Source organism: Actinomadura macra NBRC 14102, assembly GCF_001552215.1.
GTDB classification, from domain to species: Bacteria; Actinomycetota; Actinomycetes; order Streptosporangiales; family Streptosporangiaceae; genus Spirillospora; species Spirillospora macra.
The window spans coordinates 359,906-382,499 of record NZ_BCQT01000009.1; the positions used below are offsets into that span (position 1 = coordinate 359,906).

21 protein-coding genes are annotated in these 22,594 nt (G+C 72.4%); 12 read left to right on the forward strand and 9 right to left on the reverse strand.

What is annotated here, in order from left to right; translation table 11 throughout:
* Positions 1-331 precede the first annotated feature (331 nt).
* On the reverse strand, positions 332-4,429 hold the full coding sequence (locus AMA02S_RS15490) for a HEAT repeat domain-containing protein (RefSeq protein ID WP_157430599.1): 4,098 nt from the start codon (positions 4,427-4,429) through the stop codon (positions 332-334).
* A gap of 43 nt (positions 4,430-4,472) precedes the next feature.
* Between AMA02S_RS15490 and AMA02S_RS15495 the strand changes: the two genes are divergently transcribed.
* The gene (locus tag AMA02S_RS15495; RefSeq protein WP_067458298.1) at positions 4,473-5,174 is read left to right on the forward strand and encodes a PIG-L deacetylase family protein; all 702 of its coding nucleotides are present in this window, start codon (positions 4,473-4,475) and stop codon (positions 5,172-5,174) included.
* Between the two features lie 3 nt (positions 5,175-5,177).
* Here the strand turns inward: AMA02S_RS15495 and AMA02S_RS45340 are convergent, their stop codons facing one another.
* From AMA02S_RS45340 to dut, 3 genes are all read right to left on the reverse strand, one after another.
* Positions 5,178-5,258 (reverse strand): 50S ribosomal protein bL37, encoded by an 81-nt coding sequence (locus AMA02S_RS45340; protein WP_476692282.1) that lies wholly within the window; start codon positions 5,256-5,258, stop codon positions 5,178-5,180.
* 259 nt (positions 5,259-5,517) lie between these two features.
* Positions 5,518-6,351 carry a DUF3710 domain-containing protein gene (locus AMA02S_RS15500; RefSeq protein ID WP_067458301.1) on the reverse strand — a complete coding sequence of 278 codons (834 nt, stop codon included), beginning with the start codon at positions 6,349-6,351 and terminating at the stop codon, positions 5,518-5,520.
* A 3-nt stretch (positions 6,352-6,354) separates the two neighbouring features.
* Entirely contained in the window at positions 6,355-6,828 is a 474-nt protein-coding gene (dut, locus tag AMA02S_RS15505) for a dUTP diphosphatase (RefSeq protein WP_067458304.1), read from the reverse strand.
* A gap of 266 nt (positions 6,829-7,094) precedes the next feature.
* Between dut and AMA02S_RS15510 the strand changes: the two genes are divergently transcribed.
* The 8 genes from AMA02S_RS15510 (at position 7,095) to AMA02S_RS15540 (ending at position 11,174) form a co-directional block, all read left to right on the forward strand.
* Positions 7,095-7,799 carry a hypothetical protein gene (locus AMA02S_RS15510; protein WP_067459075.1) on the forward strand — a complete coding sequence of 235 codons (705 nt, stop codon included), beginning with the start codon at positions 7,095-7,097 and terminating at the stop codon, positions 7,797-7,799.
* Positions 7,796-8,326: a MauE/DoxX family redox-associated membrane protein gene (locus AMA02S_RS15515; RefSeq protein ID WP_067458306.1), complete on the forward strand. Its 531-nt coding sequence runs from the start codon at positions 7,796-7,798 to the stop codon at positions 8,324-8,326. The genes AMA02S_RS15510 and AMA02S_RS15515 overlap by 4 nt, the downstream gene beginning before the upstream one ends.
* Positions 8,323-8,796 (forward strand): hypothetical protein, encoded by a 474-nt coding sequence (locus AMA02S_RS15520; protein ID WP_067458309.1) that lies wholly within the window; start codon positions 8,323-8,325, stop codon positions 8,794-8,796. The genes AMA02S_RS15515 and AMA02S_RS15520 overlap by 4 nt, the downstream gene beginning before the upstream one ends.
* Positions 8,793-9,341 carry a hypothetical protein gene (locus AMA02S_RS15525; protein WP_067458312.1) on the forward strand — a complete coding sequence of 183 codons (549 nt, stop codon included), beginning with the start codon at positions 8,793-8,795 and terminating at the stop codon, positions 9,339-9,341. The genes AMA02S_RS15520 and AMA02S_RS15525 overlap by 4 nt, the downstream gene beginning before the upstream one ends.
* Complete coding sequence (locus tag AMA02S_RS41755) at positions 9,329-9,487, forward strand: hypothetical protein (RefSeq protein ID WP_169806822.1); 159 nt, start codon at positions 9,329-9,331, stop codon at positions 9,485-9,487. Before AMA02S_RS15525 ends, AMA02S_RS41755 begins: the two co-directional genes overlap by 13 nt.
* 18 nt (positions 9,488-9,505) lie before the next feature.
* On the forward strand, positions 9,506-10,060 hold the full coding sequence (locus AMA02S_RS15530) for a hypothetical protein (protein WP_067458315.1): 555 nt from the start codon (positions 9,506-9,508) through the stop codon (positions 10,058-10,060).
* A gap of 68 nt (positions 10,061-10,128) precedes the next feature.
* Positions 10,129-10,428 carry a DUF6412 domain-containing protein gene (locus AMA02S_RS15535; RefSeq protein ID WP_067458318.1) on the forward strand — a complete coding sequence of 100 codons (300 nt, stop codon included), beginning with the start codon at positions 10,129-10,131 and terminating at the stop codon, positions 10,426-10,428.
* A gap of 47 nt (positions 10,429-10,475) precedes the next feature.
* Positions 10,476-11,174, forward strand: coding sequence for a YidC/Oxa1 family membrane protein insertase (locus tag AMA02S_RS15540; protein WP_067458320.1), 699 nt, complete (start codon positions 10,476-10,478; stop codon positions 11,172-11,174).
* Between the two features lie 46 nt (positions 11,175-11,220).
* Here the strand turns inward: AMA02S_RS15540 and valS are convergent, their stop codons facing one another.
* Positions 11,221-13,764, reverse strand: a complete 2,544-nt coding sequence (valS, locus tag AMA02S_RS15545; RefSeq protein ID WP_067458323.1) for a valine--tRNA ligase — start codon at positions 13,762-13,764, stop codon at positions 11,221-11,223.
* Positions 13,765-13,914: 150 nt separating this feature from the next.
* On the opposite strand from valS, the gene AMA02S_RS15550 reads away from it, so the two are divergent.
* The gene (locus AMA02S_RS15550) at positions 13,915-14,202 is read left to right on the forward strand and encodes a DUF4235 domain-containing protein (protein WP_067458326.1); all 288 of its coding nucleotides are present in this window, start codon (positions 13,915-13,917) and stop codon (positions 14,200-14,202) included.
* Between the two features lie 73 nt (positions 14,203-14,275).
* On the opposite strand, the gene AMA02S_RS15555 is transcribed toward AMA02S_RS15550, so the two are convergent.
* Together AMA02S_RS15555 and AMA02S_RS15560 are read right to left on the reverse strand one after the other, a co-directional pair.
* A complete protein-coding gene (locus tag AMA02S_RS15555) occupies positions 14,276-15,112 on the reverse strand; it encodes a hypothetical protein (protein WP_245667561.1) in 837 nt (278 codons plus the stop codon).
* A 14-nt stretch (positions 15,113-15,126) separates the two neighbouring features.
* Positions 15,127-15,423: a DUF4193 domain-containing protein gene (locus AMA02S_RS15560; RefSeq protein WP_067458329.1), complete on the reverse strand. Its 297-nt coding sequence runs from the start codon at positions 15,421-15,423 to the stop codon at positions 15,127-15,129.
* Between the two features lie 506 nt (positions 15,424-15,929).
* On the opposite strand from AMA02S_RS15560, the gene AMA02S_RS15565 reads away from it, so the two are divergent.
* Positions 15,930-17,615: a serine/threonine-protein kinase gene (locus AMA02S_RS15565; RefSeq protein WP_067458333.1), complete on the forward strand. Its 1,686-nt coding sequence runs from the start codon at positions 15,930-15,932 to the stop codon at positions 17,613-17,615.
* 50 nt (positions 17,616-17,665) lie between these two features.
* Complete coding sequence (locus AMA02S_RS15570) at positions 17,666-20,419, forward strand: ABC transporter substrate-binding protein (protein WP_067458336.1); 2,754 nt, start codon at positions 17,666-17,668, stop codon at positions 20,417-20,419.
* Positions 20,420-20,448: 29 nt separating this feature from the next.
* Here the strand turns inward: AMA02S_RS15570 and AMA02S_RS15575 are convergent, their stop codons facing one another.
* Both AMA02S_RS15575 and AMA02S_RS15580 read right to left on the reverse strand, forming a co-directional pair.
* Positions 20,449-21,867: an ATP-binding protein gene (locus tag AMA02S_RS15575; protein WP_245667563.1), complete on the reverse strand. Its 1,419-nt coding sequence runs from the start codon at positions 21,865-21,867 to the stop codon at positions 20,449-20,451.
* Entirely contained in the window at positions 21,864-22,517 is a 654-nt protein-coding gene (locus tag AMA02S_RS15580) for a response regulator transcription factor (RefSeq protein WP_067458339.1), read from the reverse strand. Before AMA02S_RS15580 ends, AMA02S_RS15575 begins: the two co-directional genes overlap by 4 nt.
* Positions 22,518-22,594 lie beyond the last annotated feature (77 nt).

Here is a 22,594-nt window from a genome sequence, read left to right on the forward strand (position 1 = left end):
ACACAAGGTCAGAGCCGATCTTGCACGGGCACGATCCAACCGTGGTCAATGCAAGGCCGAACAAAAGAGAACACCACCACGTGGGTGGCCTGCGCGAACGCATCGGCTCCGGCCTCATCGAACGAATGAGAAGAATTGGCCGACGTCGGCCAGTCATAATTCTTTACACACACCATGACTGGTCGCGACATCCGTCCGAACAGGACAAAGCTCGCGGCAGTGGATCACCGACCCGGCGACGGGACGCTGCCGGCCGTGCGGGACCTTGTCGCGAAGCCGCGGCGCGGGCGAGGGAATGGTCTCGGAGGGCCGGGGGTGCGTCGGGCGTGGCTCAGTCGGTGAGGCGGGAGAGGAGGGTCGTGTAGCGGGGGCGGCGGTCGGGGCGGGCTCGGGCGGCGGCGTGTTTGAGGGCGGGGACGGCGGATTCGCCGAGCAGGAGCAGGCCCTCTTCGGCGGCTTGGCGGACGAGGCGGTGCGCATGTGAGAGAAGTGCGACCAGGCCAGGGATAGCGGGTTCGTGGGATGCGTGGCTCAAGGTCTTGACGGCCGACCGGACGACGTTGGGTTCCGGGTCGTCCAGGAGCCGGATCGTCTGTTCCAGGTACTCGGGTCGGCTCAGGACGCGGCGGGAGATGCGGTGCGCGTGCAGCCGGACGCTCGTTTCCGGATGGCCGATCAACTCCGCCAGCAATTCCCTGAACTCGTCGTCGACGGGAAATTCGGCGAGCCGTGTCAGGGCCCTGCGGAATTCCTTCGGCCCGCCTTCGCGAGCCCGCTTGAACAGCTCGTCCCTCGACCATTCCTGGACGGGCTCGGGCCGGTACTCCCGCAGCGCCGCGAGGGCGGCCTCGTGCTCGGCGGCCGAATCGGGGGCGCGGAGGGGGCCGTCCACCAGGATGATCTGGTCGGCCAGGGCGTCGCGGCCCTCGTCCCGGAGAAGCTGGACGGTGCGGGTCAGGGCCGGGGTGCGCAGCAGCGGCCGGTTGACGATGAGGTCGAGCATTCCCCAGGCGCCGTCGGCGAGGCGAGCGGAGAGGGATTCGGCCACGATGTCGGGGGCCGTGCGGCGGACGGCGCTTCCGGCGGCGGCACGGACGGACGGAGTCGTGCCGTGTTCCCAGATAGGGATGAGGTACGGAACGAGACGGTCCAGGTCGGCGCCATGCAGACGGTCGGCCAGGTGCGCGAGGCGCTCGTTGCCCTCGGGGACGTCCGTGCCGAGCGGGACGGGGAGGTCGATCCCACCGGTCAGGTAGGCGCGCAGCAACGCGTCACGAGCGGTGGGCTCGGGCCAGCCGCGCAGGAGCCGGGCCGCGGTCTCGCGACGGGCCGGGGACGGATCGTCCAGCATCGCCAGCAACCGGGCCTGCTGGGCGGCGGAACGGGGCTGGTCCAGATCGTCGGGGCGCGGGGTCCGGACGTCTGGTGCGGGGCGGCGGGCGTCCTCCGCGAGGATCCAGGGCGGGACGTCCAGGGGTTGCAGGTCGAGCATCCAGTTCAGGAGCGGTTCGCGGACGTCTGCGGGGGCCGTGGGGAAGGCGGCGATCAGCGCGTCCAGGCGGTCGCGTGAGGAACCCCCTTCCCGGGTGCGCAGGCGCGCCAGCGATTCCGGGTCCTGCGTCGCTCTGCGCAGGTCCTCGCGCCAGGCAGGGGCGGACGGGTCGTCGATCACCGGTTGGGCGAGCGCCTCGCGGAGGACGGCCTCCTGGTCATCGGACGTCGCCAGCGCGTGGTCAAGATCGTCCCTTGTGAGGACGGCTCCGCAACGACTGAGAAGGACGAGACCAGACCGTCCGAGCGATCGCCCACGTACGTGGTCGGCGAGGACGAGCCGTTCTGCGGGGGCCGAGCGGGCGATCGTGCCTTCCAGCAGATCCAGACCGCGGGAGTGATGCCCTTCTAGGACGTTCAGGACGTCCACCAGGAGGGGAGCCGCGGGTGCGAAGAGTGCCAGCTCTTCGTCCGTCCAGGGTGGAGGGCACAACCGCAGGACGAAGCGCAAGACGGGGCCGGGATCGTCCGATGCCGCGAGGCGGAGCCAGTCTGCCAGGTGGGGCCGCAGCCGCGGGTCGGGCCGGGCGTCGGGGTTGCGCGAGTGCGCGTCCACGATGCGACGGGCGAGTCCGGCATTCCAGCCGTCCCGGGCGAGGGTGTCCGCATCCGCGGGAGGCCGGGCGGTGAGGTGGGTGAGCAGCGCCTTGCCAGCGGGTGAGCCCTGGCTGGCCAGCGCCGTCACGCAGCGGGAGGTGAGCAGGCCGTCCAGGGGCTGGAGCAGGAGCGAGCGGGCGCGGTCGTCGGCGCGGTCGGCCGCGGCGATGACGGTCGCGGTGAAGGTGCGGCCCAGGGTCGCGCGCAGCGCGCCGACCAGCGCGTCGCGGAAGCCCGGATTGTCGTGGTGGCCGAGCCAGTACAGCAGCTTCGGGACGGCGGACGGCGCATCCACGGAGGCCAGCGCCGACGCGGCGGTCTTCTTGACGTTCATGTTCGGGTGGTCCAGGCAGGCCGCCATCGCCGGGCCCGCCCCGCTCACACCCGCCTCGGCCAGGGCGAGAAGCGCCTGCCGGACGGTCTGGACGTCATCCGCCCTGGTCAGCGGGATCATGCTCGCCGCCATGGCGCGAGCGTCGCCCGCGTTCCGCGCGATGACGGCGATGGCACCGCTGCGGACGTGCGGATCGCGGTGCCGCAGCAGCCGGTGGACGCGGGCCTTCACGCCGGCGTGCGGGGTGCGGCGGAGGAGGTCGAGCAGGGCCGCCTGCTCGGGCGGCGCGAGGTCGCGGCGGTCGAGGAGGTCGAGCAGGAGGGACGCGAGGAGGGCGTGCCCGGCCTCGGACGCGGAGGCGGCGTCGAGGAGGCAGCGCGGGCGGATGGCACCGCGCCGGAACAGGCGGGCCCCGAGGTCGCGGACGGCCTCAAGGGCTTCGGCGGGCGGCTCGTCGTCCGCCGAGGCGAGACGGAGCAGCAGGTCCGCGATGGCCGGGAGCGTGGACGCGTCGCCGTTGCGAGCCAGCCGGGACAAGGCGCCGGCCGGGTCCGCGGGATCCAGCCCGGCGCGCAGAATGGCCAGCTCACCCGCGTCGGGACCGCCCAGATCGTCGGCGACGCGGCGGGGCAGGTCGCGGGGATCGAGCCGTTCCATGATCGACCGCCGTTGCGCGGGGTCGCCGGTGAGGTGCCAGAGGATCTCCAGGGCACGGTGCCGGTGCGGGCGAAGGTGCCGGACGATGCCGCCGCCGTCCAGCCCGAGCCCTTCGCGGAGGATCTCGGCCGTCCGCGGCCCGCCCACGGCCTCCAGGGCGGCCAGCGCCTCCCGGGGCACCCGGGGCAGCAGGGCCAGGACGGTCTCCTCAGCGGGCAGGTACCCGAGCTCGCGGATCGCCCGCAGATACCCCGCCGGATCATCCGCAGAGGGGACGAGGGCGCCACCCACGTCCATGTCCGGCATGCCCTGGGCGTCGAGCGCGATCAGCAGTTCCAGATGGCGGGGGCCGGGCTTCGCCGACAGTTCGCGCAGAGCCTCGTGCCTGCACGAGTACAGGACGGTCGCGACCTCTTCGGCGGCGACGCGGTGGTCGGCGAGGGCGAGTCCGATGATCCCGGGAACGTCGCGTCCGGAGGGAAAGTGGCCGCGCCGGTGCATCCCGCCCAGGCACGCGACGGCGGGCCCGGCGAGCAGCAGGGGATCCTGGACGGCGATGGCGATGATCTCGCCCACGTCCCTGCGGGTGGCGAGGTCGCCGAGCAGGTCGAGCGCCCGCCGCCGGAGGGCCGGTGGACGGGCCGTGTCCGCGGCGACGTCGCGGAGCAGGCGGTGATGCCCGTGACGGGCGGCGACCTCGATCGCGGCATCGGCCGGGCCGGTGGTCAGGTAGCGGTCGATCCGACCCTCCGGCAGCGGATCGAGGGCGGCCCACGGCAAGGCGAGTTCGCGCAGGGCATCCGGTACATCGTCGGCCAGTTCCTCGACGAGCGCCCGCGCCCGCCCCGGAGAGATCAGGGACTGCTCCAGCGACTCCCGGGTGATCCGGAACGCCTCGGCACGCAGGACGGGATCGGCCCGCCGCGCCAGTTCGGCGGTGAGCGTCCCCTCGTGCGCGCTCAGCCCCCGGACGGCCTGGTAGAGCAGGTCGCCGGCGGGCTCGTCCCGGACGCTCTCCGGACGGTGGGCGATCTCGGCGCGCAGCCACGCGATCTGGACGCGGACCGGCAGGCCGGCCGTCCGCCACGCGGGCCATTCGCGGACGTGCGCGTGCAGATGCAGGTAGACGCGGGCCAGCACGAGCGCGGTGTCCGGCGACTCGTCCAACGAGGGGGGCAGTGAGGTGGGCAGCGCCGCCGCGTATCCGGCCAGGTCCCCGCCGAGCCCCGCGTCGAGGCGATCGGCGAGACGGCACAGGTCGGAAATGACGCTTTCGTCCACCGATGTCATGGCGCCGATCTTAGGGAGGTGCGGGATAGGCAAGGATGGAACCATGGACGTGGTACCTGAGGACTGGGAACGGGCGCTGGCGATCGTGGCGCACCCCGACGATCTGGAGTACGGGGGCTCCACCGCGGTCGCGAAGTGGACGGGGCAGGGCAAGACCGTCGTGGAGGTGCTCGCCACGCGCGGCGAGGCCGGCATCGACGGTATGGACCCGGACGAGGTCCGCCGCGTCCGCACCGAGGAGCAGATCGAGGCGGCCCGCCGCGTCGGGGTCGAGACGGTGGAGTTCCTCGACCTCCAGGACGGCATGCTGGAGTACGGCCTGCCGCTGCGGCGCGTCCTGGCCGCGGCGATCCGCCGGCACCGTCCCGAGGTCGTGGTCTCGGTGAACTTCCGGGAGACCTTCCCCGGCGGCGGGTTCAACATGGCCGACCACCGCGTCCTCGGCCTCGCGGTCGCGGACGCCGTCCGGGACGCGGCCAACCGCTGGGTGTTCCGCGACCTCGACCTGGAGCCATGGCAGGGCGTCCGGTTCGCGCTGTTCGGCGGATCGCCGCAGGCCACCCACTACGTGGACGTGACCGGCCACCTGCAGGACGGCATCGACTCGCTACTGGCGCACCAGGTGTACTTCTCCAACCTCGGCGCGGACTTCGACGCCGCCGCGTTCCTCACCGGCATGGTGGAGCCGGCCGGACGAGCGGTGGGCGTCCGGCACGCGATGCCGTTCGAGCTGATCGCGACCTGAGGGTCAGTGGCGGGCGTTGGGCCGCTTCCCCTTGTTGTGCTTGGAGCGCTTACGGGCCCGACGTTTGCGCGTCTTCTTCGACATGCCCCCGATTCACCACCCGTTCGCCCCTTCCAAGCAAGGAACGGACGGCCGGCGGCAATCGAGAACACAACCGGGGCACGTCCGAAAAGGGACGTGCCCCGAACAAGCGCGCACACCTACACCGTCTCCAACACCAGCCACCAACGACCCAAGCGTTGCGATCGCATGCGAAGCCAGGTGTGAGCGAAGCGAGAACCTGATCGCGAAGCGAGCCCTCTGGGGCGAGTCGAAAGCGATGCGACGATCGCCGCAAAAACTTCTATCGGACCTCTGTGATCTCGGGGCCGCGCTCGAAGGGGTCGAAGGTCTGGACGCCCTCTTCTCCGTTGTCCTCGCCGGCCTCGCTGAACTCCTGCGGGATCTGGAGCTCCAGGAGGTCGCGCGGGGGCATCGGGGCGTCGCCGCGGACGACGACGACACCGCGGAGCACGTCCTCCAGGACCTGCCACTGCTCCTCGTCCTCGATCGCGGCGCCCTGGACCACGGCCTGGAGGAACCAGCGGGGGCCGTCGACACCGAGGAAGCGGATGATCTGCGGGGCCCAGCCCTGTTCGACGAACTCGGCGGGGATCTGCTCGCGGACCTCCTGCGGCATCTCCGCGAGGACCTCCTCGGTCAGGGCCGCGGGGACCATCGCCAGCAGCTCGGGGCCGAACGGGCCCTCGCCCTCCTGGGTCTGGCCGTTGGCCTCCTCCTGGATGTCCTTGGCGGTCTCGCGCCGCACGTCCTCCCAGATGCCGCTGCGCTTGGGCGCGGCGAACACCTGGAGCTGCATGGCGCTCTCCTCGTACTGCACGAGGACCGCGACGGGCCGGCCGTCGAGGGGGTTGCCCTCGTCGTCCACCTGGGTGGCCTCGAAGTTCACCTGGAAACCGAGGCCGGGCGCGACGGGCACCTGGAGGGATCCGAAATCGAGCCGCTGCAGCTCGGGGAAGGAGTCCGCGGAGTCCCAGGGACCGCCCTCGTCCGGCTTGGCCTCGGTGGCCTCGGCGGCGGCCTCCTCGCCGGCCTCGTCAACGGCATCCACCGGCTCTTCGGTCGGCTCGGGCCCCTTCTCGGGCTCATCGGCCTGCCGGCGACGTCCAAAAGCCACGACTCACGCTCCTTCTCGACTGTGCTCATTATCCGCGAATCCGCCCGTGGAGCCGAATCCACCGGTCCCGCGCGCCGATCCGGGAAGCTCGGCGACCTCGTGGAACACCGCCTGCTCCACCCGCTGCACGACCATCTGCGCGATGCGGTCCCCGCGCCGGAGAGTGACGGTGGCGCGGAGGTCGGTGTTCAGCAGGGTCACCTTGATCTCACCGCGGTAGCCGGCATCGACCGTACCGGGTGCGTTCACTATGGTCACCCCCAACCTAGCGCCCAAACCGGACCGAGGGTGAATGAAAGCTGCGTAGCCGTCCGGTAGCGCGATGGCCATTCCCGTGGGGACGACGGCACGTTCCCCCGGTGGCAGCTCGACGTCCACGGCGGCGACGAGATCGGCCCCCGCATCGCCCGCATGGGCGTAGTGCGGCAGGGGCAGGTCCGGGTCCAGCCGCTTGATCAGCACATCGACCTTGCTCACGGTCCACCTCACGCTCGGGGAGCATCACGGCGGTCGTGCCGCCGGGCCTGCTGAGAGGCCACCCGACCCTACCGGGGGCGGCGGGGGCGGCCGGACGGGAAACGCCGCCGGGCGGGCGGGGAAGCGGCGCGGCGTGTCCCGGCGCGAGACTACCCGCTCCCGGAGAGTGACCACTTCCGGAAGGTTTGCCCCCAAAGCGCCCTATCGCGCGTAGCGTCACACCTGTCACTCAACGTACGTCCCGCACGAAGGGGCAGGTGAACGGCATGAGTGGGCACTCACTTGATCGTGAGGTCACCCACCGCTCCCTGGACGGGGTACGGGTCCGGATCGCCGGCCCGCACGATCTCGGGCGGCCCTGCACGTCGGTGGCGCGCGTCGCCGACGGCGGCCGGCTCCACGAGATCTCCAGCGGCACCCGCGCGGACGCGCTGGCCTGGGCCGGCCAGGTCGGCGTCACCCGCTTCGAGCAGGAGTTCCGGCTCCAGGGCGGGCGCCTGCGGGTGGGGCGGGCGCGGACGCGCGACATCGACACCGGGGTCAGCGACCCGATGCTCGCGGCGGTCTGGGAGGGACGCCGGCACGCGGTCTTCACGCACCTCTACCACGCGCGTCCGGCCGACGTCGTGGCCTTCTTCGGGACGCTGCGGCTGACCGAGCACGACGACGGGATCACCGCCGACACGCGCGGGCGCGCGCGGCGGCCCGAACCCGCCGAGATGGTCAAGGAGGTCCCCGGCCTCGGGCTCCTGGAGATCACCCCGCTGACGGGGCAGACGCGCAAGCGGCTCCCGTCGTGGCGCGGCGCCTCGGTGGCGGGCGGCGAACTGTTCCAGGACACCATCGAGGGCCAGGGCCCCTACTTCCTGCTGGCGCTGCGGTCGCTGCTGGTGACCGTCCTGCCCGAGGAGGACCGCGTGCGCGAGGTCCCCGGACGGCTGGCGCGGCTGGCGGTCGAGGCGGTCCGGTGACCGCCCTGCTGGCCGGGATCGCCGCCGTCGCGGTGCCGCTCGTCCTGCTGGGGTCGGCGTTCGGGCAGCTCAGACGGCCGAGGACGCTCCCGGCCGCGCTGCGGGCCCAGGGCGTCCTGCCGGCGTCGCTGGCGGTGCCCGCGGCAGTGATCGTGGTCGCGGCGGAAGGCATGGCGGGTGCCTCCGCCGCGATCGCCCTGCTCCTGTGGCTGGACGGGGCGTTCCGCGCCGCGTCCGCCGCGTCCGCCCTGCTCCTGGCCGCCTACGCGCTGTACGGAACGTCCATCGTGCGGTGGCGGAAAGGCGCTCCCTGCGGGTGCGCGGGCGACGCCGCCTCCCCCATGACCGGATGGGTCGCCGGACGGGCGGCGGCGCTGGCGGCGCTGGCCCTCGCCGGCGCCGTGCACGGTCTTCCGGGCGGAACATCCGGATCAGAGATGTCCGTCATCGTTACGGCGGGACTGGGGTTCACGGTGATCCTCTGGACGCTCCCGCACGCCATGATCGAAAGGAGTACCGCTGGATGAGCTTCCAGACCAGCGCGCTGCTGCTCTCCTGGGCGGCGATCCTGCTGCTCGCCCTGGTGGTCGCCGGTCTCGTCCGGCAGGTGCACGCGCTCAGCCAGGCCGCGCCCGCACGCGGGGCGCACGGCACGACCGCGCTCGGTCCGGCGGCGGGCACGCGCGCGCCCGCCTTCGACCGCCTCGGACCGGGACTGCTGCTCTTCGTCGACAGCGAATGCGGGGTCTGCACCGACGTCCTCGCCACCGCGGGAGAGCTGGGCGGACCACTGCACGCGATCTTCTCCGGCGCGGCGCCCGGAACGCCGTTCCCCGGCACGGTCCTCGACGGGGAGCGGGACGGCCTGTTCGCCGACTACGGCGTCCCCGCCACACCCTTCGCCGTGCTCGTCGGCGAGGACGGACGGGTCCGGGCGTCCGAACCCGTGGGCTCTCCCGAGGCGCTCCGCGAGCTGGCCCTGGAGGCGGCGCGATGATCGAGCTTGAGGACATCCCGCCGCTGCGCGGCCCCCGCCCCGCCGGCGCCGAGCGCGTCCGCCGCCGCGCCGAGCGCGACCGGGACCTCAGGCCCGCGCGGCGCAGCCTGCTGACCGGCCTCGCCGCCGCCGGCGCCACCGCCGGGCTGAACGCGCTCGGCGTCTTCCCGCCCGCGCGCCAGGCCATCTCGTCCGGATTCAGCCTGGTCGGCTACTACGACATCTATCCCCGTTGCCCGTCCTATGCGCGGGACCACAACTGCTCCCCCGGCTGCGGGCCGAGCTACGTCTGCGCCTGGTGCTGCCGGACGAGCGGCACGTACAAGGGCTTCCACAAGTCCGGGTCGTCTGATCCCGGCTGGTACAAGCTGCGTCCCAACCAGTGCTACAGCGGCGGCTACGACGGCTGGCTGTGGGCCTACGCCAAGAAGTGCGGCAGTTGCAGCAAGGGCGTCACGTGGCGCTGCCACGACGGCTGGAACAAGACCAAGAAGGGCAACTGGTACAAGACCATCTGCCGCAAGGCGACGGCGTGCAAGAACTGACCGTCCGCCGTGGCCTGACCGATCCCTTTCTCCCCGCCGCCGCGCTGGCACTGCTCGCGGTCGCGGCGGCGGCGCTGGACGCCACGGTCCTGTGCTGGGCCTCGGTCGGTGCCCTCGCCGGATTCTCGCTGTCGGGCAGCGTCTGAACGCGTAACAGCGAATCCGTGCTGTTCTCGCCAGGTTGGCGAGCCCCGATACGGCAGGGCGAGATCCTCGCCGTCTTCACCCTCGGGCTCCTGCTCGGGGGCACGTTGAGCGCGACGGTGCTGTGGTCGCTGTCCGGCCTCTCCGCGCCGCTGCCGCCGCACGTCCGCGCGGCCGCGATCCTGGTGGTGGCCGCTCTGGGCGCCGCCCGCGAGTCGGGCCTGCTCTCCTTGCCCCTCCCGCAGAACGCCCGGCAGATCCCCCAGGAGGTCCTCCAGACTCACCTGCGCCGAGGCTCGCTCCAGTTCGGCTTCGAGCTGGGGACCGGGGTCCGCACGTACGTCCCGTCCAGCGCGCCCTACGTCCTGGCCCTGGCCCTCCTGCTCGGCCACGCGGCCATGGGCGCGGCCCTCATCGCCGGCACCGCCTTCGGCGCCGGCAGGGCCCTCAGCGCCCTGCTGTCCTACCTGGCCCGAGACGATCACCGCGACGCCGCGATAGCCGTCCGCATGCCAGCCGTCAAGACCCTGACGGCGCTCGCCTCCCTCGCCGCCCTGGCTCTTCTCGTCCTCTGACGCTCGGGAACCTCTCGCCGGTCGCGGGCGTCGGACATGGCGGACCCGCCGTCGAGGAAGGCTCGCCCGTGTACTGGTCGCTGGTGATCTCCGCTCTGCTGCGGATCCTGGCCGTGGCCGACTGGGCCGGGTCGGTGCCCGGCCAGAGCACGCTGCTGGCGCTGGCGACGGTCACCGTGGCGGGGCTGCTGGTGCTGGCGACGGTGCGGGGCGCCGCGTCACGGCGCGGACATCGGGCGGCGCTCGCACGGGTGCGGACAGCCCTGCGGGAGCGGACGTCCCGTACCGCCTTCCTCCCCCAACGTGATCCGGACGCGGCGGGGCGGCCCCGTCCGAGAGCACCCGGAGCGGAGATGGCGGCCGCCTGAGCGCGGCCAGAAGCCGTCGATCCGCCACACCCTCCGGAAGGGCTCCGATGTTCCTGCTCGATACCCCCGTTTCGCTCGCCTACGATCTCGTCACCGGCCTGGCCGATGTCCTGCGCCCCGCCGCGGGCGGCCTGGCGACCGCCACCGCGATCGTCGTGTTCACCGCCGCGGTGCGGTTGCTGATGGTCCCGCTCGCCGTCTCCGCGGCCAAGGGCGAGCGGACAAGGACCCGGCTGCTGCCCCAGGTTCAGGCGCTCCAGAAGAAGCACGCGAACAACCCGCAGCGGCTCCAGCGGGAGACCGCGGCGCTGTACGACGCGGAGGGGAGCACGCCGCTCACCGGATGCCTGCCAATGTTCGTGCAGGTGCCGTTCTTCATGGTCATGTACCGGTTGTTCGTGTCAGCGTCGGTGGGCGGCCACCAGAACCTGCTGCTCGCGCACACGCTTCTGGGCGCGCCGCTGGGGCAGAACTGGGTGGGGCTCCTGGGCGGCGGGCTGCTCGCGGGGCCGTCTCTGGTGTTCCTCGGGTTGTTCGCGCTGCTCGCCTTGGTGGCGCTGTGGACGTCGCGACGGGTGACCGCGGAGGGGCCGATGGGCGCGGTGGCGCGGATCATGCCGTTCGGGACGGTGGTGTTCGCGGCGTTCGTCCCGCTGGCGGCCGGGGTCTACCTGCTGACGTCGAACCTGTGGACGGCCGTGGAGCGGGCGATGCTGCATCGCCGGATCGTGGCGCCCGCGCTGTGAGGGCCTGAGAGCGTTCCACGGGCGTGCGCACTGGCCCGCGGTGCTCTCAGCCCTGGGGAGCGACCGGGGCCAGGACGACCTCGACGGTCAGGTCCGCGGGCGCGTCCTCCAGCGCCAGGTCGGCGATGCGGCCCGCGGCGGCCAGGTCGGGCCGGGCGATGTGGGTCACCCTGGCGCCGCGGACGACGGCGCGCGCCACGTCCGCGCGCATCGACGCCTTCGCCTCGGACTTGGCCTTGCGGACCTGCCGGAGCGCCTCGCCGGTCGCGGCGAGGACGACGGGGTCGCCGTCCGGGGGCAGCTCGGCGGCGACCGGCCACGACGCGGCGTGCACCGACCCCGTCCGCCACCACGACCAGACCTCCTCGGTCACGAACGGCAGGACGGGCGCGAACAGGCGCAGCAGCACCGACAGCGCCGTCTGGAGGGCCGCCCGCGCCGACAGCGCCTCGGGGCCGTCCCCGTACGCACGGGCCTTCACGAGCTCCAGGTAGTCGTCGCAAAACTCCCAGAAGAAGCGCTCGGTGCGCTCCAGGGCGCGCGTGTAGTCGTAGCCCTCGAACGCCTCCGTCGCGTCCCGGACGACACCGGACAGCGCGGCCAGCATCGCCCGGTCGAGGGGCTCGGTGACCGCCGCCACCGCTCCCCCGCCGACGACCTCGCCGAGACCGAGCACGAACCTGGACGCATTGAGGATCTTGATGGCGAGGCGCCGCCCGACCTTGATCTGACCGGTGTCGAACGCGGTGTCGGCGCCTGGCCGGCCGCTGGCGGACCAGTACCGGACGGCGTCGGAGCCGTACTCGCGCAGCAGGTCGATCGGCGTGACCACGTTGCCCTTGGACTTGGACATCTTCTTGCGGTCCGGGTCAAGGATCCATCCCGACAGCGCCGCGGCGGCCCACGGCAGCGTGCCGTGCTCCAGATGCGCGCGGACGACGGTGGAGAACAGCCAGGTGCGGATGATGTCGTGGGCCTGCGGGCGCAGGTCGTAGGGGAAGACCCGCCCGAACAGGTCGGGGTCGCGTTCCCAGCCCCCCGCGATCTGGGGGGTCAGCGACGATGTCGCCCAGGTGTCCATCACGTCCGGGTCGCCGATGAAGCCGCCCGGCTCGCCGCGCTGGTCCTCGGTGAAGCCCGGAGGGACGTCCGAGGACGGGTCGACGGGCAGCGCGTCCTCCGGCGGGGTGATGGGCTCCTCGTAGAGCGGGGAGCCGGACCCGTCCAGCCGGTACCAGACCGGGATCGGCACGCCGAAGAACCGCTGCCGGGAGATCAGCCAGTCGCCGTTCAGCCCCTCGACCCAGTTCTCGTAACGGCCCCGCATGTAGCCCGGGTGCCATGCCAGCTCGCGCCCGCGTGCGAGCAGCTCGGCGCGAACCGCTCCGTCGCGCCCGCCGTTGCGGATGTACCACTGGCGTGTCGTGACGATCTCCAGGGGCTTGCTGCCCTTCTCGTAGAACTTCACCGGACGGCTGATCCGGCGCGGCTCACCGTCCAGGTCGCCGGACTCGCGCAGCAACTCGACGACGCGCTCCCTCGCCGAGTGGACCGTCTTGCCGGCCAGCTCGCCGTACGGGTCCGCCGGGACGCCCGCCGGGGGCTCGGCGGCGAGCCGCCCGTCCCAGCCGACGACCGCGCGGGTGGGCAGGTCCAGCTCGCGCCACCACGTGACGTCCGTGACGTCGCCGAACGTGCAGATCATCGCTATGCCCGAGCCCTTGTCCGGGTCGGCGAGCCGGTGCGCGACCACCGGGACGTCCACGCCGAACAGCGGCGTCCGGACGGTCGTCCCGACCAGCTCCCGGTACCGCTCGTCGTCGGGGTGGGCGACCAGCGCGACGCATGCGGGCAGCAACTCCGGGCGGGTGGTCTCCACATAGACCGGACGGTCGTTCGCGTGGAACCGGATCCGGTGGAAGGCGCCCGGCTGCTCACGGTCCTCAAGCTCGGCCTGCGCGACGGCCGTGCGGAAGGTCACGTCCCACAGGGTGGGCGCCTCGGCCACATACGCCTCACCGCGCCCCAGGTTGCGCAGGAACGCCCGCTGCGACGCCGTCCGGGAGACGTCCCCGATGGTGGTGTAGAGCAGGCTCCAGTCGACGGACAGGCCGACGCGGCGCCACATCTCCTCGAACGCCTTCTCATCGACCTCGGTGAGCCGCACGCACAGCTCGATGAAGTTGCGGCGTGAGACCGGCACCTGCCGCCTGGGGTCGGGATTGGCGGGCGGCTCGAAGTCCGGGTCGTACGCGAGGCCCGGGTCGCACCGGACACCGAAGTGGTTCTGGACCCGCCGCTCGGTGGGCAGGCCGTTATCGTCCCAGCCCATCGGGTAGAAGACCGCCCGACCGCGCATGCGCTGGAACCGGGCGATGGTGTCGGTGTGGGTGAAGGAGAAGACGTGGCCGACGTGGAGGGAGCCGCTCACCGTGGGCGGCGGGGTGTCGATCGAGTAGACCTCGCCGCGCGGGCGGGTGCGGTCGAAGCGGTAGACGCCGCCGTCCTCCCAGACGCGTACCCACTTGTCCTCCAGGCCGTCGAGGGATGGCTTGGCAGGGACGTTCGGGGTACGTGGCCGCTCTGTCATGGGCCAATGGTATTGACAACGCCACGGCTCGCATGCCAATTAACCGCCCGCCGGCCGGGCCGGGGACGCGGCGATCACTCCGCCGTCCGGACGGTCCGTGACCATCCGTTCCGGTAGCGTCGGAGCCGACTGGACGACTGGAGGACGAACATGGCGGACAAGGGCGACATCGGCTATCGAGTGGTGGCCGGCGCCGCCGCCTTCGCGGGGGGCTTCGTCGCGAAGAAGGCGATCACGCTGGCCTGGAAGAAGAGCACGGGCAAGGAGCCGCCGACCAATCCCGAGTCCCCGGACGTGGCGCTCGCCGAGGCGATCGGGTGGGCCGTGGTGATGGGCGTGGGCATGGAGCTCGCGCGGCTCCTGGCGACCCGGGCGGCCGCCCGGCAGTGGGCGAAGGGCACCGGCGAGCTGCCGTCCCACCTGAAAGTGGACGTCTGACCCGACGGTCTGAGACGCGAAGGCCGGTGACGCCGACGCGCGGGCGAGGGGGGCGCCCGCGCGTGCGGGCGTCCTAGCCGGTGGACCTCAGGTGCCGTGGCCCCCCGTGGCCATCGTCACCCGGAAGCGGCGGCGGGCCGCCGGCAGAGCCGCGCAGGTCGTTTCTGACCTTCGCGGCGAGGGCCTTGGTCGCCCCCCGGTTGAGCGCCGCGCCGGCGGCGGCCCCGGTGAGAAACGGGCCCATCGTGCTCATGCTGCGGCCGAAGGTGCGCAGCATCCGTTTACGCAGGGCCGACTTGGCAGCCGTCCCCAGCGCGCTTGTGATCGAACCGCTCTCCAGGGGGTTGATGCCGCGCTGCCTGGCCCAGGACGTGAGGAACGCCGCGCCGCGCGCCGTGCCCGAGCCCTGCACCTGGACTCCGTACACCTCGTGCAGCTCAGCGATCATCTTCACCTCGATCGCCGCGACCACGAGGGCCTCGGCGGCGAGCTGGGCGGGGGCGGTCAGCAGCAGCGGCGGGGCGGCGAACTCGACCGCCGCCAGCGCTCCGCCCGCCGCGCCCACGGTGGTCGTGGCGTTGCCGGCGACCTTCACGAGCCGGTCGGCGAGTTCCTCGCCCATCAGCCCGCGGTGGTGCGCCTGCAGCGTCTCCAGGTCGCGGATCGGTATGTGCGGTGCGATCTCGACCAGCATGTCGCTCAGCCAGCGGCCGCGCGCGTAACCCGCGGCGCCCACCTTGCGGGCACTCTGGCCGAGCAGCCTGGCCAGTCGCCCGAGGAGGCGACCGCGGGTCTCGCGGTCCATCTTCTCGTCGCCGGCGAGTCTGCCGATGAGCTCGCCGAGCTCGGTGGAGCCGTCGCCGTGCGGCGGCTCCACCCCGTCGTGGCGCCTTTCAAGGTCTCCCGTCACCTGGCCGCTCCCGGTCAGGCGGCGCACTCGCGGCAGATCGGCCGGCCGTTCTTCTCGGTGGCCAACTGGCTGCGGTGGTGCACCAGGAAGCAACGGGTGCAGGTGAACTCATCGGCCTGCCGAGGAACCACCCGGAAGGTGAGCTCCTCGTTCGACAGATCGGCGCCGGGAAGCTCGGCGACCTCACCGGCGTCCAGGTCCTCGTCGATGATGCTCGCGGCCTTGTCGGCTCGCCGCGCCTGCAACTCCTGAAGGCTGTCCTCGTTGATGTCGTCGTCTGTCTTGCGTGGGCTGTCGTAGTCGGTCGCCATCTTCTATCTCCATCCCCCTCAGTGCTTTATGCGCCCCGTCGCGCGGATCTAACGCTCGGGGGACCGTTCTTGTGCCCGATCCGGGCCGGAAATTCTGTCACGGTTGGTGACGTACGACACACAAGGCGCGACCGTTCCCACGAGTGACACCCATCACCCGGATCTCTTCCTCGTAGTGTGTCTTCCATCACATACCCGGCAGATGTCACGGCATAGATACCGTGCCGGGACGTCCGTCGGGTATCCCGCGGCGGCGGGGATCATATCGGTCCCGGGGGCGTTGCGCGCGCCGACCCGGCAGCCTGGTCCGGGACTCTTTGAACCGGCTGGTCGGCGACTGAACCAGACGCTTCGGTGAAACGTCTGAACTAACGCGATATCGTGCCCGCCTGAGGTTAGGGGGCGGGCCCCCCGCGGGGCCGTCCGGCGATTGCCGGCTGTGGCCTGTCTGCGAGGGCCCGGCGCACACTATCGCGGGACATCACTGCGGGTCACTGGAGGGTCAGATGCCGGATGCCGCTCCGCTGGAGCCAGGCGATCCTAGGGCACTGGGACAGTACGAGGTCGTCGGGCGGCTGGGCGCCGGGGGGCAGGGAGCGGTCTTCCTGGGGAAGGCGCCGAACGGGGGTTACGTCGCCGTCAAGCTGCTGCACGCCCAGATGGCGAACGATCCGGCGGCACGCGCCCGGTTCACCCGCGAGGTGGCCGCGGCGCAGAAGGTCGAGCCCTTCTGCACGGCCCGTGTGCTCGAGGCCGATGTGCAGGGCGACCAGCCCTATGTCGTCAGCGAGTTCATCGACGGGCCCTCGCTGCACGACGTGGTCGCGCACAACGGGCCGCGCGGCGCGGCGGAGCTGGAGCGCCTCGCGATCGGCACGGTGACCGCGCTCGCGGCCATCCACGAGGCCGGGATCGTGCACCGCGACTTCAAGCCGAACAACGTCATGCTGGCCTCCGACGGCCCGCGCGTCGTCGACTTCGGCATCGCCCGGACGGTGAACTCGCAGGAGAGCGCGGTCACCGCCACCGGCATGGTCGTCGGCACGCCCGGCTACCTGGCGCCCGAGCAGCTCACCGGCGCGCCGCTCACCCCGGCCGTGGACATCTTCGCCTGGGCCGCGACCATGGTGTTCGCCGCGACCGGGCAGTCGCCGTTCGAGGCGGACACGCTGCCGGTGATCATCAACCGGATCCTGAACGAGGACCCGGACCTGTCGGCGCTGCCCGCGGGCCCGCTGCGCGATCTGATCGGCCGCTGCCTCTCCAAGGACGCGGGGCTACGCCCGCCGGCCGCCCAGCTCCTGCTGAACCTGCTCGGTCACGTCGGTGCCGCGCCCGCGAACCCCGGGGCCGACTCGGAGGACCTGCTCAACCAGGGCACCCGCATCGCGGCGCAGCTGCCGGCGCCGCCGCCGGTGCCGCCGGCGCGGCACACGCCCCCACCGCAGCCGATCACCCCGCCGCCGATGCCGATGAACCAGGGGGCGATGCAGGGGCCGACCACGCCCCCGCCGCAGCCCATCACGCCGCCGCCGATGCCGATGTACCAGGGCGCCGGGGTGCACAACGTGTCGACGCCACCGGCGCACGGGTCCATGCCACCGCAGATGCCGATGCAGCAGGCGGGACCGGTCCCGCCGATGGGGCCCACGTACGGGCCGCCGGCACGCCAGTCCAGCTCCGCCGGGCCGATCATCGCGATCGGCTGCGGTGTGCTGGCCCTGATCGTGATCGTCGTGATCGTCGTGATCGCCATCGCCGCCGCCAACAGCGACGACCCGGACGACCCGATCCTGCCGACGACCACCTACACGCCGAGCACGGGCAGCACACCCACCCCGGCCACCACCGGCGGCCTGCTCGGCTCGTACTCCGGCACGGGCTTCCAGCCCAGCGCGGGGGCGGGCCGGTCGACCTTCCAGGTGCGGTTCGCGCTGCTCCGCTCGTTCGGCACCGCGCGCTACACCTACACCAGCACGCCCACCTGCATCACGCGCCTGTCGCTGCTGTCGGGCGACGAGAGCAGCTCCAGGATCGAGTATCAGGAGACCCCGATGTCGGGGATGTCCACCACGCAGTGCGCCTCGGGCTACCTCACGTTTATCCCGTCGTCCAGCACCTCGATGCGGTGGGAGTGGCGGCCGAACCGGTCCACCACGACCGCGGACGCCTATGGGTACGTGAGCAAATAGTGGCCCGCCGGTAATAACCCTGTATCGCCGCCCCTCCCGGAAGGACGCAGATGGCAGAGGTCGCCCCTCTCCGCACGGGTGATCCGGCCCATCTCGGGCCCTACCAGCTGATCGGACTGCTCGGGGAGGGCGGTCAGGGGGCGGTGTACCTCGCCGAAGACGAACCGGGGCACCGGGTCGCGGTGAAGCTGCTGCACGCGCGGTTCAGCGGTGACGCCAAGGCCCGGTCCCGGTTCGCGGCCGAGGTGGCGGTGGCCAAGCGGGTCTCGCCGTTCTGCACCGCCCGCGTCCTGGACTCCGACGTCGAGGGCGACCGGCCCTACATCGTCAGCGAGTACATCGACGGCCCGGCGCTGTCGGACGTGCTGGCGGCCGAGGGCCCGCGGGTCGGCGCCGACCTCGACCGCATCGCGATCGGCACGATGACGGCGCTCGCCGCGATCCACCAGGCGGGGGTCGTGCACCGCGACTTCAAGCCCGGCAACGTGCTGCTCGCACCGGACGGCCCCCGGGTGATCGACTTCGGGATCGCCCGCGCGCTGGACGCCACGGGCACGATGTCGAGCACCGCCATCGGCACCCCCGCCTACATGGCGCCCGAGCAGATCTCCGGCGCGCCGGTCGGCCCGGCGGCCGACGTGTGGGCGTGGGCGGCCACGATGGTGTACGCCTCGACCGCGCGTCCGGCGTTCGGTCAGGACTCGATCCCCGCGGTCATGCACCGCATCCTCAACATGCCGCCCGACCTCGGGGCGCTCACCGAGCCGCTGCGGGAACTCGTCGCCGCGTGCCTCGCCAAGGACCCGTTGCTCCGCCCGCAGTCGCAGCACGTCCTGGCGCACCTGCTGCGGCTCGCCGGAAGCCTTCCCCAGGCCGGCGCCCCTCAGCTCGCCGGGGTGGGCGCCGAGCACGACACCACGATGCTCAACCAGGGCGCCGAAGCCGCCGCCGAGTCGGCGGGGCTGCACGCCTCGCCGCCGCCTGAGCACATGGCGCCGCCGCAGATGGCTCCGCCGCCGCAGCGGGCCCCTCTGTACTCGCCCGGTCTGCCGATGCACGGCCCTCCTCCGTCCCCGCCGCCCAGCGCGGCCACCTGGCCGGTGGGCGGCTCCACCGCGCCCGTCGTCGACCTGAGCAAACCACACGGGACGGGCACCGGCGGGCGCCGGCGCGGGATCGGCGTGCTCGCCGGCGCCGGTGGCGCCGCCCTGGTCGCGCTGGTGCTCGCGGGCGCCGTGATCGCCGTCCGGCTCAGCGACGACGGGAAGCCGTCGCCCACGCCCGCCGGGCGCGTCGGCGGCACACTGGCGATCGCCGCCCAGAGCGACCTCAACACGAGCGGGCAGCTCGACCCCTCGCACAGCCTGTCGGGCACCGGCCGCTTCGTGGTCAAGCAACTGTTCACCGGACTGACCGAGACCGGCACGGACGGAGTCGTCCGCGGCCGCCTCGCCTCCTCGCTCCAGCCCGACGCGACCTGCACGACCTGGACGATCTCCGTCAAGCCGGGAACGACCTTCAGCGACGGCACACCGGTCGACGCGCAGGCGTTCGCCCGCGGCTGGGCCCGCGCCGCCGCGGTCACGAGCGGCGACGCGCCGACGCTGATGGCCGACATCAAGGGCTACAGCGATGTCGCGGGCGGCAAGGCCACGCAGCTGTCGGGCGTCACCACCTCCGGCGGCGGCGTGCTCACCGTCACGCTCACCTCCCCCAATTGCGATTTCGGTGCCCGGCTGGCCGACCCGGTGTTCGCGCCCGTACCCGAGGCCGCAGGAAAGGCCGACAACGACACCTACAACATGAACCCCGTCGGCAACGGCCCCTTCAAGGTGCAGTCGTACGTCAAGGACAAGTCCGTCACGCTCGTCCGCAACGATCGGTGGGCCTTCGGCAAGACCAGGCTGGACCGGGTCGAGATCCGGCTGGGCGTCGTCGACGCCCAGGCGCGGGCGGCCTTCACCTCCGGCGAGGTCGGCTGGGCCGGGCTCCCCTCCGACGACCGCGCGACGTCCGGCGACCCGAACGTGACCACCCGCCTCCTGGCGTCCGAGCGGATGCTCGTCCCGCTCACCGGGCGCGGGCCGATGGCGTCCAAGGAGGGCAGGCTCGCGGTCTCCTACGCCCTCGACCGCAAGAAGATCAGCCAGGCGGCGGGGCTCGCGAACCAGCCCGCACGCGGGCTGGTCCCGGCGGCGCTCCCCGGGTTCGGCGGACCGGGCACCTGCCCGTCCTGCGACGCGCCGGACATCACCAGGGCCAAGACGCTCGCCACGCAGGCCGGGCTCGGGTCGGGGACGACCGTCGTGCTCCACACCCAGGACCTGCCCGTCTACCAGCAGCTGGCCGACGTGATAGCGCAACAGCTGGAGTCGGCGCTGGGCTGGAAGATCGAACGGAAGAAGACGCCGCTCGCGGAGTTCCAGGAGTACCGCAAGTCCCTCATCGCGGACGACGCGTCCGGGCTGGCCCTCTTCGCGTGGGCCCCCGACTACCCCACGCCCTACACGATGCTCTGGAACCTGCTGGGCAGCACCAGCATCGCGACGGAGTCGAACACCTACTACAACCTGGCCAAGTACAAGAGCACGCGCTTTGACGGGGTGATGTACAAGGCGGTCCGGACGATCTCGTCGCAGGAGCGCACCGAGCTGTACAAGCAGGCCGAGAAGATCGCGCTGGACGACATGGCGCTGATCCCGCTGCTGAACCTCGGGAGGCGCGCCCTGAGAAGCGCCAAGTACGTCGGGCTGGACTTCGACTACGACGGGGACCCCACCCTGGCGACCGCCGCCCTCAAGTAGCACCGTTCTCATGGCCGGGCGGGCGGCCGTCAGCCGGGTGGGAGGCGGACGGTGACGATCAGCCCGCCGCCCGGACGCGGCGCCGCGTACACCGCGCCGCGGTGGGCCAGCACCACCGAGCGGACGATCGACAGCCCGAGCCCCGCGCCCTTGGCGGACTCGACACGGTCGGCGTTCAGCCGCCGGAACGGCTCGAACAGCCTCTCCACCTCGTACGCGGGCACGGCGGGGCCGGTGTTCTCGACCTGGACGGTGGCCCAGCCTTCGAGCAGCCCGGTGCGCAGCCACAGCTCGCCGCCGTCCTCGTTGTGCTTGATCGCGTTCTCGACGAGGTTGGACACCAGGTGCTCCAGCAGCACCGGGTCGCCGAGCGCCGTCCCGGACGTCAACTCGGGGTGGACGGAGACGTCGTTGTCATGGTCGCGGCGGGCGGAGTGCTCCAGCACGGTCGCCGCCACCTCGGCCAGGTCCACCGGGGTGCGGGCGGTCAGCTCGCGCTCGCTGCGGGCCAGCAGCAGCAGCCCCTCGATCAGCCGCTCGTGCCGGGCGTTGGTGGCCAGCAGGGTGCGGCCGACGGCGCGCAGGTCGTCCGACACCTCGGGGTCGCCGAGCGCCACCTCCAGCAGCGTCCGGTTGATCGCCAGCGGCGTTCTCAGCTCGTGCGAGGCGTTGGCGACGAACCGGCGCTGGGAGTCGAACGCCTGCCCGAGCCGTTCCAGCATCGCGTCGAAGGTGTCGGCCAGCTCCTTGATCTCGTCGTCGGGGCCCTCCAGCGCGATCCGCTCGTGCAGGGTGCTCTCCGACAGGCGGCGCGCCGTCGCGGTGACCCGCTGCAGCGGGCTGAGCGCCCGGTCGGCGACGAAGTAGCCGAGCACCAGCGTGATGATCCCGACCCCGCCGAGCGCGACCAGCGACCGGCCGACGAGCTGGCGCATCGTCTGCTCGACGAACTGGTGCTGCACCTCGGCGGCCGTCTCGGGGTCGTTGATCCCGAATCCGATGACCTTGACGCCACCGAGAATGTTGGCCATCAGGATCGACATGACGAACAGCAGCAGCGCCCCGGCCATGAAGAACAGCAGCCCGTAGAGCAGGGTGAGGCGCAGCCGGACGCTCATCCGGCCGGGCAGCGACTTCAGGTCCGTCGCGAACGACCCGCCCTCGGTCCGCCACAGGCCCTTGGCGCCCTGGCTTGGCGGCGGGAACTGCTGCGGGCCCGGACGGCGCCACGGGCCGCCGCCCGTCTTGCCGTTCGGCTGGGCGTTCGGGGCGGTGACGGGCTGGGTGGACTGGCCGGCGGGCTGATGGGTGGACTGAGGGTTTGTGGGCTGAGGGTTTGTGGGCTGGGCGCTCGGCGACGCGGCGGTGGGACGGCCGTCCGGGCGATCGGTGGCGCCCGGCCCGCCCGGCCCGTCCGGGTCGTTGTGCGGCGCGGATTCGGAGGTCACAGCCGGTACCCCACTCCGGGCACGGTCTCGATCACCGGCGGGTCGCCGAGCTTCTTGCGCAGCGTCATCATGGTGACCCGCACGACGTTGGTGAAGGGGTCGATGTGCTCGTCCCACGCCTTCTCCAGGAGCTGCTCGGAGCTGACGACCGCGCCGTCCGCGCTGAGCAGCACCTCCAGGACCGCGAACTCCTTGCGGGTCAGCTCGACCGGACGGCCGTCCCGCAGCACCTCGCGGCGGGCCGGGTCGAGCGTGATCCCGGCGCGCTCCAACACCGGCGGCAGCGGCGCGGCGGCGCGCCGGCCGAGGGCGCGCACCCGGGCGATCAGCTCGGCGAACGCGAACGGCTTGGCCAGGTAGTCGTCGGCGCCGATGGACAGGCCCTCGACCCGGTCGTCCAGTTCCCCCGCCGCCGTCAGCATGATGATCCGCGCCGGGTAGCGCTGCGCTACGAGCTGCTTGCACACATCGTCACCGTGGACCCTCGGCAGGTCCCGATCGAGGACGATCACGTCGTACTCGTTGACGCCCGCCCGCTCCAGCGCCCCCGCGCCGTCGTAGGCCACGTCCACGGCCAGCGCGTCCCTGCGCAGGCCGGTGGCTATCGCGTCGGCGAGCACCCGCTCGTCCTCGACGACTAGAACACGCACCGCGTCCCCCTCCGGTCGGGGCGCCGCCGCCCCGCGATCCAGGTATGCCACGGATCCCGTAAGACGCCCGTAAGCAC

Bases quoted from the DNA above. Each gene is read 5' to 3' on its own strand.
- AMA02S_RS15490 (WP_157430599.1), bottom strand. From the start codon at position 4,429: ATGACATCGGTGGACGAAAGCGTCATTTCCGACCTGTGCCGTCTCGCC.
- AMA02S_RS15495 (WP_067458298.1), top strand. From the start codon at position 4,473: ATGGACGTGGTACCTGAGGACTGGGAACGGGCGCTGGCGATCGTGGCG.
- AMA02S_RS45340 (WP_476692282.1), bottom strand. From the start codon at position 5,258: ATGTCGAAGAAGACGCGCAAACGTCGGGCCCGTAAGCGCTCCAAGCAC.
- AMA02S_RS15510 (WP_067459075.1), top strand. From the start codon at position 7,095: ATGAGTGGGCACTCACTTGATCGTGAGGTCACCCACCGCTCCCTGGAC.
- AMA02S_RS15520 (WP_067458309.1), top strand. From the start codon at position 8,323: ATGAGCTTCCAGACCAGCGCGCTGCTGCTCTCCTGGGCGGCGATCCTG.
- AMA02S_RS15525 (WP_067458312.1), top strand. From the start codon at position 8,793: ATGATCGAGCTTGAGGACATCCCGCCGCTGCGCGGCCCCCGCCCCGCC.
- AMA02S_RS15540 (WP_067458320.1), top strand. From the start codon at position 10,476: ATGTTCCTGCTCGATACCCCCGTTTCGCTCGCCTACGATCTCGTCACC.
- valS (WP_067458323.1), bottom strand. From the start codon at position 13,764: ATGACAGAGCGGCCACGTACCCCGAACGTCCCTGCCAAGCCATCCCTC.
- AMA02S_RS15550 (WP_067458326.1), top strand. From the start codon at position 13,915: ATGGCGGACAAGGGCGACATCGGCTATCGAGTGGTGGCCGGCGCCGCC.
- AMA02S_RS15560 (WP_067458329.1), bottom strand. From the start codon at position 15,423: ATGGCGACCGACTACGACAGCCCACGCAAGACAGACGACGACATCAAC.
- AMA02S_RS15565 (WP_067458333.1), top strand. From the start codon at position 15,930: ATGCCGGATGCCGCTCCGCTGGAGCCAGGCGATCCTAGGGCACTGGGA.
- AMA02S_RS15570 (WP_067458336.1), top strand. From the start codon at position 17,666: ATGGCAGAGGTCGCCCCTCTCCGCACGGGTGATCCGGCCCATCTCGGG.